This window comes from Thiomicrorhabdus marina (genome assembly GCF_017571465.1).
Lineage (GTDB): Bacteria > Pseudomonadota > Gammaproteobacteria > Thiomicrospirales > Thiomicrospiraceae > Thiomicrorhabdus > Thiomicrorhabdus marina.
On sequence record NZ_JAGETV010000007.1, the window covers coordinates 92,678 to 110,199 of the forward strand.

The following is a 17,522-nucleotide window of genomic DNA, read 5'->3' on the forward strand; positions in this document are numbered from 1 at the left end:
CGCATCCAAAGAGGCGTAATTCTGCTAAATTATCGACATAATTGCAAGTTTTTGTCTATCGCCCGGCATTGTCGTTGCTTCGGTAATGGAATCATTTATTTAGGCATATCGGGCAAGGTGAAAAAATGCGATAAATCGCTCTACGTAGGAATATTCAAGGTTTCCCCAAGATTGATGGCAGTTAACCTTTTTACTTATCGTTACAATATTAAGATTGCAGTTTTGCAGTAGACCTGAAAAGATGGTTCTCGTGAACCTGGTTCAAATCTGTCGTATTCTGTGACCAGAAGTGCTTTATAAGCATCATTTTTCATCACTTCTAAACTTAATGACCGCTCGTCTATAGCTTTAACATTTGAGACATTATGAAAACAAAATTGCCACAGTTTATACCTCTACCTTTTAAACCGACTGCGATTCGTTCATTGGTACTTTGCGCCAGTTTGCTCGGTATACAAGGTTGTGCATCGGTAGATGCAGGTATTGAGAAAAATAATGCCCCTGTGATTAATTTGGCTAATAGTGAGCAAGCGGAACCGAGTAAAGAGGTCAGTGAGAAAACGGATTCTGTTATAGCGGCGGTTGAGCCAATTCATAATTTTATTTCCGATAAACGTCTGACTGCCGAGCAGATGTTTATGTTACTGCAAGCTGAAATGCGTCTTAAGCGCGGTTTAACCGGTCAGGCTTATCAGATCTATTATCAACTGGCAGAAGAGACGCAAGATACGGAAATTGCCAAGCACTCCTTTAATGTCGCTATGGCAACTTTCAGTGCTGATAACATTAATGAGGCCGTGGCTTTATGGCGTAAGTTGGATCCTAAAGCCGAGGATGCTTGGCGTGCAAGTTTTGTGCTGAGTTTGCGAGCCGGTAATTTATCGCAGGCGTTAGAAGAGTGGCAGAATTATGCAGACCTGACTCCGGCTGATATCAACCAGGATATTTTAGTTGCTGCAAAACGTGCTGTGTCCGGCATGATTGGCGATTTAGTGATTGCGCAGGATTTCATGAACTTGATTGTCGAGCGATATTCTCAACAATGGGCAAGTTATCTCGGTCAAGGCATGATTGCTGCGGCTAAGAAAGATTATCCTCTTGCGTTGGAGGGATTAAATAAGTCGCTGTCATTTGATGATTTTGAAGAAAGGGATCAAGTTTACACTCTATTGGCTAAGATTTATCTGCAGATGGGGCAATACCAGCAGGGTATTGCGCAACTCCGCAGCTATGCCGAGAAAAATCCCGAAGATATTGAATTGCAGGAACGCCTAGCACGTCTTGAAGTGCAAGCTGGTATGAATGCCGATGCACAAGTGCGTTATCAAAAAATTGTTGATGCGAATCCTGAACAATATTCAGCCAAGTTTGCTTTGGCATTATTACAGTTAGAAAATAAAGAGTTTGTCCCGGCGAAACAGGCGTTTACCGAATTGCTGGAAATTCCGGCCTATACAGAAATTGGTAATTATTATCTTGGTTATGCGCTGCAAGAAGAAGGCCGAAATGAAGAAGCGTTACAGTTTTTTTCCAAGGTAGAATCGCCGGTTTATCAAACTGATGCGCTGTTACATCAAGCGGAGATTTATTTTTCGCAGAATGAAAAAGATAAGGCTTATCAAAGTTTAGCGAAGGTTGATGTTAGTAAACAAGCCAATCAGGTTAAGATGCTATTGGCTAAAGCGATTTTTTTGCGTTTAGAAGATAAATATTCCGAAGCAGCCGATGTATTACAACAATTATTGGATGTACAGCCAGATAATCAACGCGCTCTGTTGGAACAGGCGAATATCTTTTATGCCTTAGAACGTTTTGCAGATTACGAAACAAACATGCAACAATTGCTGCATCTGGATGAAAACAATGTCGATGCGTTGAACGGCCTAGGTTATTACTATGCCGAGCAGGGTATTAATTTGCCGCAAGCTCAGCTTTTAATTGAGCGTGCTTTGCAAATAGAGCCGGATAACTTTTTCATTCTTGATAGTATGGGTTGGGTTCTATTTCAACAAAAACGGTATGCAGACGCGGTGCCTTATCTGGAAAAAGCTTACGCCGTCAAAGACGATGAAGTGGTTGGCGAGCATTTGATTCGTGCCTACTGGATGGCGGGGATGAAAGGCAAAGCGCAAGCGTTATGGGATGAATTTTCCGAGCGTTTTAAGAAAAATCAAGAGTTTACGAATTTACAAGAATGGATTCAGAAAGGTAGTTGATAAGTAGCGTGGTATAAGGTCATAAAGTTTGCCGAATTTTTTCTAAAAAAATGTTGAACTTTCAAAAAATGGCTGTATCATACGCACCTGTCTCGAATGACACAGATACAACAGGGATATGGCCAAGTGGTAAGGCATCTGGTTTTGATCCAGTGTACCGCAGGTTCGAATCCTGCTATCCCTGCCATTATCTGCCTTCCGAATTCCCCAAATCATTTTTTCCTCTGAACAGGAGCGCCTTAAATGGCTACAAAAAATGTCATGATTTTTGCGGGAAACGCAAATGTCAGTCTAGCAGAAAAGATCTCTGAATATTTAGATATCCCACTCGGCAAAGCGGACGTTGGTCGTTTCAGCGACGGCGAAATCATGGTCGAAATAAAAGAATCTGTTCGTGGACAGGATGTTTACGTTTTACAGCCTACCTGTACTCCAGAACCTGCAGTTAACCTAATGGAAATGCTGGTGATGATTGATGCGCTAAAACGTGCTTCAGCCGGACGTATTACAGCTGTAATCCCCTATTATGGTTTTGCTCGCCAAGACCGTCGCCCTCACTCTGCACGTGTTCCAATCACAGCGCGTTTATCCGCTGATATGATTACCTCAGCCGGTGCTGACCGTGTAGTAACTGTTGACTTGCACGCTGACCAGATCCAAGGTTTCTTCAATATCCCGGTAGATAATATCTACGGTTCTCCGCTTTTGGTTGAAGATATGAACCAAACTCAGGATTTGCAGAATGTAACTATTGTTTCACCGGATATGGGTGGCGTGGTACGTGCTCGTGCGGTTGCGAAAGCGATTGACGCTGATATGGCGATTATCGATAAGCGTCGTCCAAAAGCGAATGTTGCACAAGTGATGAATATCATTGGTGAGATTGAAGGGCGTGACTGTATTATTATTGATGATATGGTCGATACCGCAGGTACGCTTTGTAAGGCGGCAGGCGCTTTAATGGAACGTGGCGCTAAAAGTGTTTCAGCTTATGTTGTGCATGCGGTACTTTCCGGCCCGGCAGTTGAAAATATTCAAGGCTCGGTCTTGAAAGAATTGGTGGTTACCGACTCGATTCCGGAAAGCGATGCGGCACGTAAGTGCGAAAAAATCCGTCGCGTCAGCGTTGCGGAGTTGCTAGGCGAAACTATCCGTCGCATTAACTTAGAAGAGTCGGTAACGGCGTTAATGAAGCATTAAGCCGTTATCGAACTCCTTATAAAGCGCCTTTTTAGGCGCTTTTTGCGTTTTAGGCATTTTGTAATCAAAGGTTATTCTTACAGGCTTTTTCTTTTTGGCTAAGGTATTGAAAAAGCAGTGGAAATTTTTTGGAATTTTAGTATAATCCGCGCTCTGCTTGTGTTTGGTCGCGAACACGAGTTTTATTAATTTGATAAGCATGCATTAAACGCTTATCTACTTTGGAGAAAAGCAATGAGCCAAAATTGGACAGCAGAAATCCGTTCTGAAGAAGGGAAAGGTGCGAGCCGCCGCCTTCGTCACGCGGGTCGTGTACCAGCAATCATCTACGGTGGCGATAAAGACGCCGTTTCAGTTTCTTTCGACGGTAACTTCGTAGCCCACGTTTTCGATAACACAGCAATGTTTAACTCTGTTGTAACTGTTGACGTAAACGGTGGTGATGCTGAGCAAGTCGTTGTTAAAGACATTCAACGTCACCCAGCAACTAACGAAGTAGCACACATGGACCTACAACGCGCGAGCGGTGATATGGTTGTTACTAAGAAAGTTCCTCTGAACTTCTCTGGTAAAGCAGCTGCGCCTGGTGTGAAAATGGGTGGTCTTATGTCTTTCCTACAACCTACTGTAGAAGTACGTTGTGCTGCGAAAGATCTACCAAGCTCTGTTGAAGTTGATGTTTCTAAAATGGAAGCTGGTAGCAGCCTACGTCTATCTGAGTTGACTATGCCAGAAGGTGTTATCCTAACTGCATTGACTCACGGCAACACTGACTATGACCAAGCGGTTGTTAACATCGGTAAGCCTAAGCGTAAAGGTTAATTTAACCTCAATCGCTTAACACTGAGAGCCAGCGTTTATGTCACAGATTAAACTTATTGTCGGTCTTGGAAATCCGGGCGACAAGTATGATTTAACTCGACATAACGCTGGTTTTTGGTTTGTGGACGAAGTAGCGCGACAATACGGTGCGGTATTTCGTCCAGAAACCAAATTTTTAGGTGAAGCGGCGCGCGTTCAAAGTAATGGTATGGACTTCTGGTTATTGAAGCCGGCTACCTTTATGAACCGCAGCGGCCAATCGATTTCGTCTTTGGCAAAGTTCTATAAAATTCCGGTTGAATCGATTCTTGTTGTGCACGATGAATTGGATTTACCGCCGGGTACGGCAAAATTGAAAAAAGCCGGCGGTCACGGCGGCCATAATGGTCTTCGTGATACCATCGCGGCGATGGGTAAAGAGTTCATGCGTTTGCGTCTTGGTATCGGTCATCCCGGGCATCGAGATCAAGTTGTCGATTATGTTCTTAAAGCGCCATCCAAAACCGATCGCCAGTTGATTGATGACGCCAGTTACGCTGCCAGTAAAGTCGTTCCCGAGTTAATTTCGGGTCAAATCGAAAAAGCGATGATGACGCTACACACCAAATCCTAATTTAACCAATACCTTTTCTTACCTACCCTGCAACGCAAGCGAGGAAACTTTCATGGCAATTAAATGCGGTATTGTTGGTCTGCCAAACGTTGGTAAATCAACTCTTTTCAACGCTCTAACCAATGCCGGCATCGAGTCTGCAAACTATCCGTTTTGTACTATCGATCCGAATATCGGTGTGGTTGCGGTTCCAGACCCTCGCGAAAATGCGTTAGCGGAAATCGTAAACCCTGAGCGTGTGTTATCGGCAACGGTTGATTTCATGGATATTGCCGGTCTGGTTGAAGGGGCTTCTAAAGGCGAAGGTCTGGGCAATAAATTCCTGCAGAACATCCGTGAAACAGATGCCATTGTACAAGTCGTACGTTGTTTTGAAAATGACGATATCGTTCACGTCGCAGGGCAAGTTGATCCGGTCACTGATATTGAAATCATCAATATGGAATTGGTTTTGGCGGACTCAGAATCGCTAGAAAAAAATGCTCAGCGCCAAGCCAAGCTAGGTAAGAGCGGTAATAAAGAAGCGCAAGCGCGTCAGGCACTGTATGAACGTGTTTTAGAAGAAATCAAAGATGGTAAGCTGATTCGTCTGGTTGAACTAACCGATGATGAAAAACTGCTATTGCGAGACCTTCAACTACTGACTATCAAGCCGATGATGTATATCGCGAACGTTAATGAAGACGGTTTTGAAAATAACCCTCTGCTAGACAAGGTTCGTGAAATTGCAGAAGCGCAAGGGGCGGTAGTGGTGCCGGTTTGTGCAGCAATCGAGGCGGAAATCGCAGAGTTGGATGACGAAGATAAAGTCGACTTCCTCGAAGAGATGGGACAAGAAGAGCCGGGTCTAAACCGTGTAATTCGCGCTGCTTATGATTTACTAGGTCTACAGACCTACTTCACTGCGGGCGTGAAAGAAGTTCGTGCTTGGACGGTTAAGAAAGGTGCGACGGCTCCGCAAGCGGCTGGTGTAATCCATACCGACTTCGAAAAAGGCTTTATCCGTGCCGAAGTCACTTCTTACGAAGATTTCGTTGCTTGTAAAGGTGATTCTGGCGCCAAAGCGGCCGGTAAACAGCGTTTGGAAGGTAAGGAATATATCGTCCAAGACGGTGATGTCATGCATTTTAGATTTAATGTTTAAAAAAAATCAAAATGGGGTTGACGCTATCTATATTTTCCATATAATACGCACCACATTTAGGCTACATAGCTCAGCTGGTTAGAGCACATCACTCATAATGATGGGGTCCCAAGTTCGAATCTCGGTGTAGCCACCATATTTCTAAATTAAGCCGTCTCATGACGGCTTTTTTTATGCCTGAAATAACGTGTTTACAGGCTTTTCCTGTAATTTAGCGTCTTATTACGTCTCTCTGAATCCATTGACATTTCTATAAAATCGACGGTACTCTTGACGGTACTGGAGTTTGGTTTGTGTCTCAATACCGTCAATTTCTCCGGAAAACCTTTAAATTAAAGGGATTGGAGTCATGCCTTTAACTGATGTTCAAGTTAAAAACCTAAAAGCCAAAGAAAACGCCTATAAGCAGTCAGATAAAGACGGGCTGTATATTCATGTTTCAAAGACTGGTCATAAGTCATGGCGCAGGGATTACCGATTTAATGGTAAGCGTCAAACAATCACGATCGGGGTCTATCCAATCCTTTCACTAAAAGAAGCCCGGCTGAAAAACAGTGAATTAACGGCTTTGTTGCATAACAAAGTTGATCCGAAGGAATCTAAGGAAAAAGCCAAGCCTAAGCCGACCTTTAAAGATGTTGCTCTTGAGTTTATGGATAAACAGCTAAAAGGCAAAAAGTGGACTCCGGGTACATTTGAGAAAAACTCGCAAAAGATGGAAAAGAATCTGTTTCCATTTGTTTCTAATAAGCCAATTGGCGATATTTCTCCCTTAGAGTTTTTGGAAGCTTTACAGCCAATGGAAGATCGGGGTGTTCATGCCACGGTGAAAAAGGTTAGAGGGATTGCAGTTCAAATTTTTGATTATGCAATTCTTAAAGGGCTATGCACTACAAATCCAGCGAGGGGGATTGCCAAAGCTTTAACTCCTCATAAAGAACATCATTACAAAACGTTAACGGACACCCGTGATATAGCTAAATTAATGCAAGCCATTAATGGATATAAAGGGGATTTCAAAACGGTGGTTCTATTGAAGTTAGCTCCATTAACGTTAACGAGACCAACAGAGCTGAGAAGTGCGAAGTGGGATGAGTTTAATTTTAGCGCGAAAGAGTGGCGAATTCCGGCAAGTAAGATGAAAAGCAGGAGAGAGCATATTGTTCCATTGTCAAAGCAGGCGTTAAAGCTTCTACAAGAGCTTCAACTGGTTTCAGGGCACCGAGAGTATCTTTTCTTTAGTAATACGGCTAAGACAGGGTTTCTAAGTGAAAATACAGCTTCTAAAGCTCTTCATAGTCTTGGATTCAAAGGAAAGATGACCGTTCACGGTTTTAGGGGAATGACTTCTACTCGTTTAAACGAAATGGGCTGGCCTTCTGATGTGATTGAGCGTCAGTTGTCCCATTTAGAAGGTAATAAAACCCGGGCGGCTTATAACCATGCCGAGTACTTGGATCAACGTAGAGAGATGATGCAAGAGTGGGCTGATGAATTAGACAGAATAACAGCCAGGGAGGAATGATTTGTGTCAAAACGACGAATAAAAAATCTCGTTAAACAGAGCTTGGTTAATTCCGGTTTTGTTAAACAGCCCTTTGGAGAGTTTTCGAATTTCTTTCTGGACTCGATTATTTCTCAAAATGATTTTCAATACAGAGATTTAAGAGTGTTAGCGAATTTGAGTCGTGATGAAATGGCTAAGATAGCTGGCATTTCGCCTGAAACTATTCGTCGATATGAAAATGATATGAGCTATCAAGCTAGAGTTCCGAAGTGGTATTACATTTTGCTTCGATTGGTTAATGGGGATCTGTCTTTTTATGGTGATAAATGGACAAACGCAAAGATTCAGAATCACGATCGAAAACTAAAAACCAGTTATTCACAAAAGGCAGTTGTTCCCATGGAAATGGTCTCAAGTTATAACAGAGCGGCTTTAAATGCTCGTCATGAATTGCGGGAAGAGCAAGCAAAATCAAAACAGTTACAAGCAAAAGTCGAATTTTTGGAAAATGAGCTAACTCAATCCAGAATTCAGAATGAACAGCTTTCGCAACGGGTAGCACAGTTGGAAAATAGAAAACGTCTAATAGATGAACGGAAGATTATTCCTCTGTTTTCTCACCAGTAAATCCGTTAACGTAACGTTAAACGTTACGGAATTTGCTACCCGTTAACGTTTACGGGTTTAAAGCAAGCGTAATGACTAAGTGTGAGGTAGGAATGATATCAACTAAAGAAATCAATGAGCGCTTGGCTATGGTCTATTTAGGTTATGCAGGCACTTTTCAGCAGATGAATCATTCCTCTTATTTCTTGATCGGTCTGGTTGGTTTGTTTTATTTAATGAATTGTCCTTGGTTTGCCAAAGTTACGTTACGAATAGCAAGAAAACATATCAGTTCATTAGATTGGGCAAAGGTAGTTGTTCACTTGGAAAGCAATTCCTTTCAAGCATAATCTTTATCTAAAAGTTTCAGTGAGCAGAAAGTGCAATATTTCTTTTGAAAGGGATACATCCTATTTTTTTAGGGTGTTAAGCTATTTTCAAATTTTTGAAATTGAAGGTACTTGATGGCGATCCCAATTCTTGATGAATACTTATTGTCCCAATTTTTAGAGATGGAATGCTTGGGCGAATTTTCTGAAACCTCTGTTCATACCTTGAATCAATTGATAAGAAAATATGACTTAAAGCTTTTTATCAGGCTTAAATCTGGCGAAAACTCTTTTTGTTTTAATCGAGAAGGGGATTCAAAAGAGCTTTTTAGCATGAAGAGTAATAGCGTTTTTATAAAAAAACTTCAATTCAGTAAGCCTGTTTTTTCAAAGCCAAGGGTGAGTATAAGCTTGGTCGAGCACCACTCAAAAATTGATGGTTCAAGAAAATTGTTATTTCCTTTTAGGTGGGTAACTATCCCTGGGTTTGATGCCGAAACTCAGAAACGTAAGGATACTAAGCACTTCGGCCGGTTTTCTATTTCTAGATTCCCTTCTGAGATTTTCATCACGAGTGCGGATTATCAAAGTTATAAAGAGTGCTTAGATAATCATAGTTCTAAAGCAATTGAAGTAACAAAAAGGGCTAAGGTGCCGGTTCAGGTTCGCAGGCTAGAAAAATTAGAAGACTATTTGGTGTTGCTTGGCTTGGATTTGAATGATGCCCCTTTTTCCAAAAGTCAGCATGGCTTTGAAGGTCGTGAGCAAGCTTGGCGAGTTTTAGATGAGTTTTATCATGAAGATAAGCTATTTCCTCCTTCAAGTGAAAAAACAATAGGTGGATTTTTTGATAATCAGAATTTAGTTCATTTCAAGGCTAATAAAGGGAAGCTTAAGAAAAATTAGAGCTTTTCTGATAAAACCCTATTTCTTCGTAAAAGCGAAAAAATAGGGTTTTGTTTCCAGCCATTACAAACAGCCTATTTCAAATACCTAAACACCGTTTTTTAGGTATTTCTCTCTTTTTTCTGGGTATGTTCTTACCCTTTCTCAATCCGTCTAATGACCTCCAAGCAAGGCTCGTAACGTCTTGTTTTTTGTAATTCAAAAAAGAGAGGTCAGAAATGATTTTAAAAGTGAATCAAGTTGCAAAGAGATGTGGTTTAAGCCGCGCGACGATCTATAAGAAAGCCAAAGAAGGTACTTTTCCTAAACAAATCAAACTATCAGAGCGTTCTAGCGGTTGGCTTGAAGAAGAAATCAACGAATGGATTGAAAAGCGTGTTCAAGAGAGGGAAATCTCTTTGGAGGTGGTGTCATGATGAAAAAGAAAACCACCATGGGCGATGGTGGCTCTCACGTAGCGGCAATCAAAAGAGCCTTCATCGAAAAAAAAGCACTTTTTTATTCCGGAAATCATCATAGCAAAGCTGATGCTAACTTAGCAAAGTTAAAACAAAGTTTTGATGCGATGGGGTACCTGTCACCTGAATCACTATCTACCGAGCATTGGGCTGCTTTAATACCTAAATCCAACCCGGATTTATTCCCTCATTTGAGGGTTTATATCTCTTCTGATTTTCAGTCAATGCACTTTTTGAATGTAGAAACCGGTGCATTGGGTTTCTATTCGTTTAATGGATGCAAGCCGGATTATTCTGATGATTCAATTTTTGAAAAATTAGGTTTTGGAGGTGTGGCATGAGTAGCCAAAAGATGATGTTCGCACCGTCAATCAATGGAAAAATCATTTTCAATGGATTTAAACGTGCTTATAATGGCTACGAGTTTGCAAATTCAAACTCCGGTTTTAGCAGGCCGTTTTATCAAGGCGTAGAAATAGCGCCGTCATTGTCTTATGATCTTGGCGTTTTTTTATGTCCATTCTATTGTGGTGCCCGGAAGTTGGGAGGACTTTTGTCCTGCCGTTCCCTTGGTAGCGGTCTGCTAACCCGACTTTCGGTCGCCTCCATGTTTTTAGCAGGACAGGAAGTGACTCCTAAAATACCAAGGAGAACACTCATGGATAACTGTATCCAGAATTTGCCGTATCCGGTAAATACTCACCAAAAACAAATTCTTAATAAGCTTTTAGGGCGTAAGCGTTTCAATCGAGATGTTTTGCTTGAACTCAAAAAGCATCAATTCATTACTGAAATCAAAGCAAGAGCTGTGAACGTTGGTTGGGTTGTCGATCTGTTAACGATAGATCAGCAAGTTTCAACGTTGAAAACGCTTGATGGTTCCAAAGATAAGATTTTCAAATCTCTCGATACCGTTAACGAGTTTTTGATTGAACTTGGTTGTTTTGGCTTTGTGGTTACTTTCGAAAATAAGGAGGTGACTCATGGCTGAGAGAATTAGTTTGCAAGAATTTGCATCATTAAACGGGTATTCATTGCCGGCACATTTACCGGTAGAGAAGTGGGTTCGAATTCCAGCAAAAGGAAAAACGCATCCGAACAAATCTGCTTCGATTCGAGTTTTTTCCGATGGAAATGCCTTAATCAAAGATTTTACTACCGGTGAAGATTTGGTTTATTTTCCGGAAAACTCCCGTAAATCACCGGAAGAAATTGCACGAATTAAAAAAGAGCAGGCTAAGCAAAAAGCCAAAGAAGTGCAGAATTACCGAAAAGAGGTTTTGCGATCGGCCGGTAATGCCGAAGTTCTGTTTGAACTAAGTTCGGAAAATGTTCCGGCAAATTATCCCTATCTTTTGCGAAAAGGGATTCAACCTAATGGGGTTCGGTTTTTCTCTGGAAAAACACCGGTACCGCCGGAGTTAGCAAAGCTAATTCATCATTTGAAAAGACAAGATTGTTTGATGATTCCTCGGTACAGTTCCGAAAGTTTTCTAGAAGGAAAAATTCAAACAGTTGAGTTTATTAAGCCAAATGGCGGAAAGTTTCCTCCACTGCAAAGTAAGCCTAAAGGTTCCTATTTCATTATTCCGGGAAATGCCGGGCAGATCGTTACCTGTGAGGGATTTGCTACTGGAGCAACCTTAAAAGAACGTTACGTTAATGATGCCATGGTGGTGGTTGCGTTTAATGCCGGAAATTTGCTACCGGTTTCCCGGTATTTCCGAGAAAAGTTTCCAAGCAGTGAAATGATAATTGCCGGAGATAATGACTTTAAGAACCCGGTAAATACCGGAAGAGATAAAGCTATTGCTACCGCGAGACTTGTTAATGCCTCTTATTCAATACCGGAGTTTTCCGAAGGTGAGTCCGGTTCTGATTGGAATGACCGCTTCCTTTTAGATTGCAAGGGAGGTCAGTCATGTTAGATCAAGTAAAAGCACCGGAAGACCAAAACGAGTTTGAAAAAGCGAAGGAAAAGCCGACTCAGTTGCCTTATGGATTTTCACTGGAAAAGGATGGGGTTTATTACGAGGATCCAAATGATGAAAAAGAAAGTCGAGTTTGGATCTGTGGTGCCTTGGAAGTAATTTCTTATCAAAGTGATGTTGATTCAAAAAACTGGGGTATTCAGCTTAAATTTACCAATGATGACGGCCATACACATTTTTGGTCTATGCCGAAAAGTATGCTTAGTGGTAATGGTGAAAAATACCGAGAGCAGCTATTGAACATGGGGCTTAATATTTCCCACACTTCAAAAGGCCGAAACCTTCTAAGCCAGTACCTAAACAACTGTAAACCCTCAAAGCGAGCAACAAGCGTAGAGAAGGTTGGCTGGTATAAAGATGTTTACGTTCTTCCCGGTAAGACGTTTGGTAAATTGCCGGAAAATGAGTCGGTAATTTATCAGAGTACGAGCAGTTCAAATCTAGGGTTTGTGAATCATGGTAACTTGATTCATTGGAATGCTCAAATAGGTAAGTACGCTGTCGGAAATTCTCGGTTAATCTTTGCCGTATCTTTGGCATTAGCCGGTACTTTGATGCGAGATTTAAATGTTACTGGAGGTGGCTTTCATGTGGTTGGCGGTTCTTCAATTGGTAAGAGCACCATTAACCATGTTGCGGTAAGTGTTTGGGGTGATCGAAGTCGTTTTAAAACGTGGCGAACGACTGACAATGCCTTAGAAGAAGTGGCCTTGGTTCATAACGATAATACATTAATCCTTGATGAAATAGGGGAAGCTGACCGCCTGAAAATGGATAACACTGTTTATATGTTGGCTAATGGTCAGGGGAAAGAAAGAAGTAATAAAGGTTTTGAGAATCGGGAAACCAAAACATGGAGACTCTTGTTTTTGTCGAATGGGGAAATTGATCTTCGTTCAATGATGCAAAGTATCGGGAAAAGTCCGAAAGATGGCCAGACTCTTCGTATTGCCAATATTCCGGCTGATACAGGGAAATTCGGGGTGTTTGAAAATCTGCATGAATTTTCTAATGGTAGTCAGTTGGCAGATCATTTAAAGGAAAAGGCGGAATATCATCATGGTTCGTTAGGAATGGAATTTATTGAGAAATATATAGAAAACCATTCTCGAAATAAGGAACAGGCAAAATTCTTTTATGACGAATTCAGAAATAGAATTGAAATTGGGAGTGATAGTCAGGTATCTAGGGTACTCTCCCGGTTTGCTCTTGTTGCTGCGGCCGGTGAGTTGGCTTACGAACTCGGCTTAGTTTCTTGGGAGCCAGATGATGCCATGAAGGCAATTTCAGAGTGCTTTAAGGCATGGCTGGAGGATAGAGGTTCCGGCAATACCGAAGCTGAAGAAGCCCTGAATCTGGTTAAGAGCTTTATTGAACGTAATGAGGAAGGGAGGTTTGAAGCTTTGCAAACGAATGCTCAGCCGCTATCAGGGAAACCGGCCTTTGTTGCTAATGTTATTCGGGATCGTGCCGGCTTTAAACATCATGAGAACCGGCAGGATGTTTATTACATTTATCCTGAAACGTTTAAGAATGAGGTCTGTAAAGGAATTAGCTACAAGATGGCTTTATCAGAGTTGCAAGAGAAAGGCTTCTTGAAGCATGATGCAGATCGTTTTGATTGCAAGCTTCCGTCGAATACGACGAAAAAGCGTCCGAGAATGTATGCAATTTTAGGGGAGCTGCTAGGTGAAACAGATGACTGATTTTTTATTTTTTGTGATAAATACTTGGGGCAGGTGGGGCAACTGGGGCAAGCCCATAACCATGCGGGTTTGAGCCATGTTTTACCGTGGGGCAGAACTGGGGCAGGCTTGGGGCAAGTGGGGCAGCTGCCCCAACTGCCCCAACTCTGCCCCAAATGTTTGGGCAGCCGAAACCCTTATAAACACTGACCTGCCCTGCTTGCCCCATCTGCCCAAATAGATCATTAATCTCTGTATTCTATTGAGGAGAAAAGAATTTCAGTTGTGTTATCGAAGCCTAAATTTGTTAAATCGTATTGTAATTTAAGGAAATAATGTTCTTTGTCTTTTACTTTAGGGCCAATGGTGATTTTTGATTTTGGCCAGGAGAATAGAAATGGTTTGGTAGTCATAAATAGTCTTCCAGGTGTACGATACTCGTCAATTTTAAGAAGGTTTGATGACATTTTCTGAGATGTAATTATCCGAGCCTCTTTTTCACTGGAGTACTCTTCATTTTTATACAAATACAAAAGATCACTTAAAACGACTTTTAAGGTGTTTTTAATCATTCTTCTTGGCTTATCTTCGATGGATTCGAGTATTGCTTTGATATTCTTGATGTATGGACTAATTAGATCAATAGTTTCTTGGGTTGAACGATTGTCGTAAATAACTTTGTACAAGTTAAAGTTAAGCCCGTCTTCATCGTTATTTTGAACGGTATTATCACTGCTGTAACTAGATTGAATTAAATGAGAGTTATTATTATTTATAAAAATTGAAGATGGTACTGATATGCTGAAACCATCCCCGTCATTTCCATAAGCTCTCCATAAATCCAGTCGATCTGCTTTTTCTAAAGTAAATGATGCTAAATAGATTGAATACTTTTGTTTTCCAAAGTCATAAGAATGCAATTCATGTTTATTTTCTCTGTCGAAAATCCATTCAAGAAGAGAAGTTTCTCTTGTAAGAGTTCTGCCTTCAAGTGGATCATTCATATAAGCAGCGTTGTAGAGTCTTAGCACATTGGTAGAGTTATTTTGCAACATGCTCTGTAATGCCGAATATGATGTGAAATGTGATATTTCTCCAAATTCACTGGCATTAACTTTGTGTTTATTTTCTTTTATCTCAATTATTTTTTTGTGAAGCTCTAAAAGGTTATAAATTATTATTGTCAAAGATTCTTTTGTCATCACAGAGCTATTCTTTGATGCTTCGATTGAGTTAGCATAAATAAAACCTCTTAGTCCATTCGCTTTAAACTTTTCAACTATTCTGAAAAGCTCTTCAGCTTTATCTAAGTCTTCTGGGAATGCCCGTTTTTCTTGTGCAATTGAACCGAAGTAGTAATATTCAGCTAGGAAATGAATTGAATTAGGATCCCCTATCTCAGCTGCTTTTTCTAGTAGTTCGATATGTTTGTCGTAATCGACATTCACTCCAATACCAGATAAATATGCATGTGCAAGATTTGCTAAAGATGGCGCATAGTTGGATTCTGCTGCTTTTTCTAACCAATATATATAGTTGCTGAGATTAACGGTCTCGTGATAGCCTTCTTTGTGCATTATTGCAAGGTTATGCTGAGATTGAGGAATATTATTTTCAGCTCCAAACCTAGTCCACTTTAATGCTTCTTCAGAGTTACCAGAGTCTTTGAAGTAAAAAGCTAGGTTGACTGAAGCATCAACAAAGCCGAGTTTTGCTGCTGCTTCTAGTAAGCGAACAAACCGTTCATTGTTTTGTGGAAAAATTCCATTCGAATAGTATTCCATACCCAGTTGGAAGTGAGCCCGACCACTGTTTAGATCAATAGCTTTATTCAGCCAGTATTTGTAGCTATTAATGTCTACAGGTGTTAATAGCCCTTTTTTGTGTATCAGTCCTAAATTTAATACCGCTTCTGGATGATTTAAATTAGCTCCTTTTATTGTCCAGCTTACAAAAGATTCATCACTTTGCGGAACTCCATCTCCTGATTGATAGCATAGGCTTAAATTGTAGATTGCATCAGCGTAATCTTGCTCAGCAAGCTCCCTAAGAATTGATGTATAAGCATTGAGGTTTTTTTCAGTGCCAAGCCCGTCTCTCTGAGCGATCGCGTAATTAAATAAGCTTGTTAAATCTCCTGTAGAAGCTGCAGTTTGAGTTAATTCATAAAACTTATTTAAATTTTTTTCAATAACTTTTCCATTTAAATATTCATTTGCGAGTAGGTTTAGAGCTTCTATGTTTTCTTTTTTTGCTGCTCCTGATAAGTAGTGAATATATAAATCATTATCTGTTTGTATGTCTGGTTCGAGTCCATCTTTGTAAGTTTTTGCTAGAGTCATTAAGGCATCAATATTGCCTAATTCTGCAGCTTTCTTTTCACATTCAAGAAATTTTGAGAGATTTTGCTCAAATGGATCACCTTGTTTATTGGATTTGCCATCCTTGTACATCATTGCTAATAGATGTAAAGCAGCAGGGTCATTCTGTTTAGCTTTTAGTTTTACAAGCTCAAGGTATTCTTCGTTTGTCATTTCTATATCCAAAATTTGTGAACGGAAAATAGTTTAATCAAAATATGAAGAGAGTTGGGTTAGATTGGTGGTATTTGGATTGTGTTGTTGACGGTGTTAGTGACGGTATTTTGGTTTTTTAATTTTAAAAATGTGTTAAATATCAAGTTATTATCATCGCTTTTTGCACTCCGGTGTAGCCACCATATTTTAAAACCCGGTTTTATACCGGGTTTTTTCGTTTCTAAGAGCGCTAAATTTGGTGCTGAGTGATTGATTTTAAGTTGGTTATTATTTGGCTTGGATACACGGTTGATCAATGCTCTACTTTCTATTTATTCTTTAAATTTCCTTCCTTATTGGTTCGTCTAATGTAATTTTTTGGTGCAATTTTTTTGATTGTTTTCAGGAAAGGAGCCAGTAAACCTTTGTATTAAGCGTTTTTTACATTTGGTATGCCCATTGCTTATTACGTTTTTAGTAATTAGTAATAAATTGGCGTTTGCGGTGTATTCTTAGCTGCGAAAGGCCTAAACCGAATGGTAATGAGCACATGAATGAGCGTTTTTCCAGTTGGGCGAGTCCCAGAACTGAATTAGACAAAACTTCAAAACGTCTTCTCACCGCCGCCAGTTTTCTGCTGCCGATTCTTTTGTGGTGTTTGGTGAGCTACAGTCCATATATTTGGCATCCGCAGATGGAAATCACCAGCCCTGGGCAGGTCAGTTATTTCCGTGAAGGTTCTTTGGTCGATAGAGAAGTCTTTGAAATCGAGCGTAACAAGATTCTGGAAAAAACACCTGAAGCAACTGTGGAGCAACTGCCGCAAGGGATTCCGTCGAACCCCGTTTATTTGCCGGCACCGCATGAAGTGATGACGGCGATGTACACCGCCTTTACCACGCCTCCAAAACGCAGTAATGAACCTTGGTTGCACGAGAGCTTATTGCACTCAATTCAGGTCATTGCATGGGGCTTTTTCTGGGCGATGCTGTTCGGTGTGCCGCTGGGGATTTTAGCCGGTACTTACAGTTCAGCATCTTACCTAATTGAACCCTTTACCGAATTTTTCCGTTATCTACCGGCTCCGGCCTTTGGAGCTTTGGCGGTTGCGGTCTTAGGGATCTATGACGCGCCGAAAATCGCCATTATCTTTATTGGAACTTTCTTCCAGATGGTACTGATTGTCGCGGCAACCACTCGAAAATTGAATATCGCGCTGATTGAAGCGTCGTTAACACTTGGCTGTAAAGGTCGCAGAATGATTGGCAAAGTGATTCTGCCGGGCGTGTTGCCAGATTTATACCGCGACATGCGTATCTTGCTCGGGTGGGCTTGGACTTATCTAATTGTTGCTGAATTAATCGGAACCAGTTCAGGGATTACATGGTTTATTACTCAGCAGGCGCGCTATAAGAATTTCGACAATGTGTTCGCAGCTATTTTGATGATTGGTTTAATCGGTCTGATTACCGACATGATTTTAGCGCACTTCGGTAAACGCCTGTTCCCATGGCACCAAAACAAATAAT

At 40.9% G+C, this 17,522-nt stretch carries 16 protein-coding genes and 2 tRNA genes; 17 read left to right on the forward strand and 1 reads right to left on the reverse strand.

The annotated features are described in order from the left end of the window. Nucleotides 1-365: 365 nt before the first annotated feature. The 16 genes from J3998_RS05895 to J3998_RS05970 all read left to right on the forward strand — a co-directional run bounded on the left by J3998_RS05895 (nt 366) and on the right by J3998_RS05970 (nt 13,498). Nucleotides 366-2,216, forward strand: coding sequence for a tetratricopeptide repeat protein (locus J3998_RS05895; RefSeq protein ID WP_208148552.1), 1,851 nt, complete (start codon nt 366-368; stop codon nt 2,214-2,216). Nucleotides 2,217-2,328: 112 nt separating this feature from the next. Then, nucleotides 2,329-2,403 (forward strand) — tRNA-Gln (locus J3998_RS05900). Nucleotides 2,404-2,459: 56 nt separating this feature from the next. Then, nucleotides 2,460-3,416 carry a ribose-phosphate pyrophosphokinase gene (locus tag J3998_RS05905; RefSeq protein ID WP_208148553.1) on the forward strand — a complete coding sequence of 319 codons (957 nt, stop codon included), beginning with the start codon at nt 2,460-2,462 and terminating at the stop codon, nt 3,414-3,416. A 234-nt stretch (nt 3,417-3,650) separates the two neighbouring features. Then, nucleotides 3,651-4,238 (forward strand): 50S ribosomal protein L25/general stress protein Ctc, encoded by a 588-nt coding sequence (locus tag J3998_RS05910; protein ID WP_208148554.1) that lies wholly within the window; start codon nt 3,651-3,653, stop codon nt 4,236-4,238. A 37-nt stretch (nt 4,239-4,275) separates the two neighbouring features. After that, nucleotides 4,276-4,851, forward strand: coding sequence for an aminoacyl-tRNA hydrolase (gene pth, locus J3998_RS05915; protein WP_208148555.1), 576 nt, complete (start codon nt 4,276-4,278; stop codon nt 4,849-4,851). Nucleotides 4,852-4,903: 52 nt separating this feature from the next. Then, the gene (ychF, locus tag J3998_RS05920) at nt 4,904-5,995 is read left to right on the forward strand and encodes a redox-regulated ATPase YchF (protein WP_208148556.1); all 1,092 of its coding nucleotides are present in this window, start codon (nt 4,904-4,906) and stop codon (nt 5,993-5,995) included. A 59-nt stretch (nt 5,996-6,054) separates the two neighbouring features. Continuing rightward, nucleotides 6,055-6,131: transfer RNA gene (locus J3998_RS05925), tRNA-Met, on the forward strand. A 213-nt stretch (nt 6,132-6,344) separates the two neighbouring features. After that, complete coding sequence (locus J3998_RS05930; protein ID WP_208148557.1) at nt 6,345-7,520, forward strand: tyrosine-type recombinase/integrase; 1,176 nt, start codon at nt 6,345-6,347, stop codon at nt 7,518-7,520. Between the two features lie 3 nt (nt 7,521-7,523). Then, nucleotides 7,524-8,129, forward strand: a complete 606-nt coding sequence (locus tag J3998_RS05935) for a helix-turn-helix domain-containing protein (RefSeq protein WP_208148558.1) — start codon at nt 7,524-7,526, stop codon at nt 8,127-8,129. Nucleotides 8,130-8,200: 71 nt separating this feature from the next. After that, entirely contained in the window at nt 8,201-8,458 is a 258-nt protein-coding gene (locus tag J3998_RS05940) for a hypothetical protein (RefSeq protein WP_208148559.1), read from the forward strand. Nucleotides 8,459-8,572: 114 nt separating this feature from the next. Next, nucleotides 8,573-9,343, forward strand: a complete 771-nt coding sequence (locus J3998_RS05945; protein WP_208148560.1) for a hypothetical protein — start codon at nt 8,573-8,575, stop codon at nt 9,341-9,343. 218 nt (nt 9,344-9,561) lie between these two features. Beyond that, nucleotides 9,562-9,759, forward strand: a complete 198-nt coding sequence (locus J3998_RS05950) for a helix-turn-helix transcriptional regulator (protein ID WP_208148561.1) — start codon at nt 9,562-9,564, stop codon at nt 9,757-9,759. Beyond that, nucleotides 9,756-10,142, forward strand: a complete 387-nt coding sequence (locus J3998_RS05955; RefSeq protein ID WP_208148562.1) for a hypothetical protein — start codon at nt 9,756-9,758, stop codon at nt 10,140-10,142. The genes J3998_RS05950 and J3998_RS05955 overlap by 4 nt, the downstream gene beginning before the upstream one ends. Then, on the forward strand, nt 10,139-10,792 hold the full coding sequence (locus tag J3998_RS05960) for a hypothetical protein (RefSeq protein ID WP_208148563.1): 654 nt from the start codon (nt 10,139-10,141) through the stop codon (nt 10,790-10,792). Before J3998_RS05955 ends, J3998_RS05960 begins: the two co-directional genes overlap by 4 nt. Next, nucleotides 10,785-11,729 (forward strand): toprim domain-containing protein, encoded by a 945-nt coding sequence (locus J3998_RS05965; protein WP_208148564.1) that lies wholly within the window; start codon nt 10,785-10,787, stop codon nt 11,727-11,729. The genes J3998_RS05960 and J3998_RS05965 overlap by 8 nt, the downstream gene beginning before the upstream one ends. Further along, a complete protein-coding gene (locus J3998_RS05970) occupies nt 11,723-13,498 on the forward strand; it encodes a DUF927 domain-containing protein (RefSeq protein ID WP_208148565.1) in 1,776 nt (591 codons plus the stop codon). The genes J3998_RS05965 and J3998_RS05970 overlap by 7 nt, the downstream gene beginning before the upstream one ends. Before the next feature lie 224 nt (nt 13,499-13,722). On the opposite strand, the gene J3998_RS05975 is transcribed toward J3998_RS05970, so the two are convergent. After that, a complete protein-coding gene (locus J3998_RS05975) occupies nt 13,723-16,011 on the reverse strand; it encodes a DUF2971 domain-containing protein (RefSeq protein WP_208148566.1) in 2,289 nt (762 codons plus the stop codon). Between the two features lie 532 nt (nt 16,012-16,543). Here J3998_RS05975 and J3998_RS05980 point away from each other — a divergent pair. Then, on the forward strand, nt 16,544-17,521 hold the full coding sequence (locus J3998_RS05980) for an ABC transporter permease (RefSeq protein WP_208148567.1): 978 nt from the start codon (nt 16,544-16,546) through the stop codon (nt 17,519-17,521). The last annotated feature ends 1 nt before the right edge of the window (nt 17,522 follow it).

Excerpts from the sequence above, each read along its gene's own strand:
- J3998_RS05905 (WP_208148553.1), top strand. The coding sequence starts at position 2,460 with ATGGCTACAAAAAATGTCATGATTTTTGCGGGAAACGCAAATGTCAGT.
- J3998_RS05930 (WP_208148557.1), top strand. The coding sequence starts at position 6,345 with ATGCCTTTAACTGATGTTCAAGTTAAAAACCTAAAAGCCAAAGAAAAC.
- J3998_RS05980 (WP_208148567.1), top strand. The coding sequence starts at position 16,544 with ATGAATGAGCGTTTTTCCAGTTGGGCGAGTCCCAGAACTGAATTAGAC.
- J3998_RS05955 (WP_208148562.1), top strand. The coding sequence starts at position 9,756 with ATGATGAAAAAGAAAACCACCATGGGCGATGGTGGCTCTCACGTAGCG.
- J3998_RS05965 (WP_208148564.1), top strand. The coding sequence starts at position 10,785 with ATGGCTGAGAGAATTAGTTTGCAAGAATTTGCATCATTAAACGGGTAT.
- J3998_RS05895 (WP_208148552.1), top strand. The coding sequence starts at position 366 with ATGAAAACAAAATTGCCACAGTTTATACCTCTACCTTTTAAACCGACT.
- ychF (WP_208148556.1), top strand. The coding sequence starts at position 4,904 with ATGGCAATTAAATGCGGTATTGTTGGTCTGCCAAACGTTGGTAAATCA.
- J3998_RS05950 (WP_208148561.1), top strand. The coding sequence starts at position 9,562 with ATGATTTTAAAAGTGAATCAAGTTGCAAAGAGATGTGGTTTAAGCCGC.
- J3998_RS05975 (WP_208148566.1), bottom strand. The coding sequence starts at position 16,011 with ATGACAAACGAAGAATACCTTGAGCTTGTAAAACTAAAAGCTAAACAG.
- J3998_RS05940 (WP_208148559.1), top strand. The coding sequence starts at position 8,201 with ATGACTAAGTGTGAGGTAGGAATGATATCAACTAAAGAAATCAATGAG.
- J3998_RS05970 (WP_208148565.1), top strand. The coding sequence starts at position 11,723 with ATGTTAGATCAAGTAAAAGCACCGGAAGACCAAAACGAGTTTGAAAAA.
- J3998_RS05945 (WP_208148560.1), top strand. The coding sequence starts at position 8,573 with ATGGCGATCCCAATTCTTGATGAATACTTATTGTCCCAATTTTTAGAG.
- J3998_RS05960 (WP_208148563.1), top strand. The coding sequence starts at position 10,139 with ATGAGTAGCCAAAAGATGATGTTCGCACCGTCAATCAATGGAAAAATC.
- pth (WP_208148555.1), top strand. The coding sequence starts at position 4,276 with ATGTCACAGATTAAACTTATTGTCGGTCTTGGAAATCCGGGCGACAAG.
- J3998_RS05910 (WP_208148554.1), top strand. The coding sequence starts at position 3,651 with ATGAGCCAAAATTGGACAGCAGAAATCCGTTCTGAAGAAGGGAAAGGT.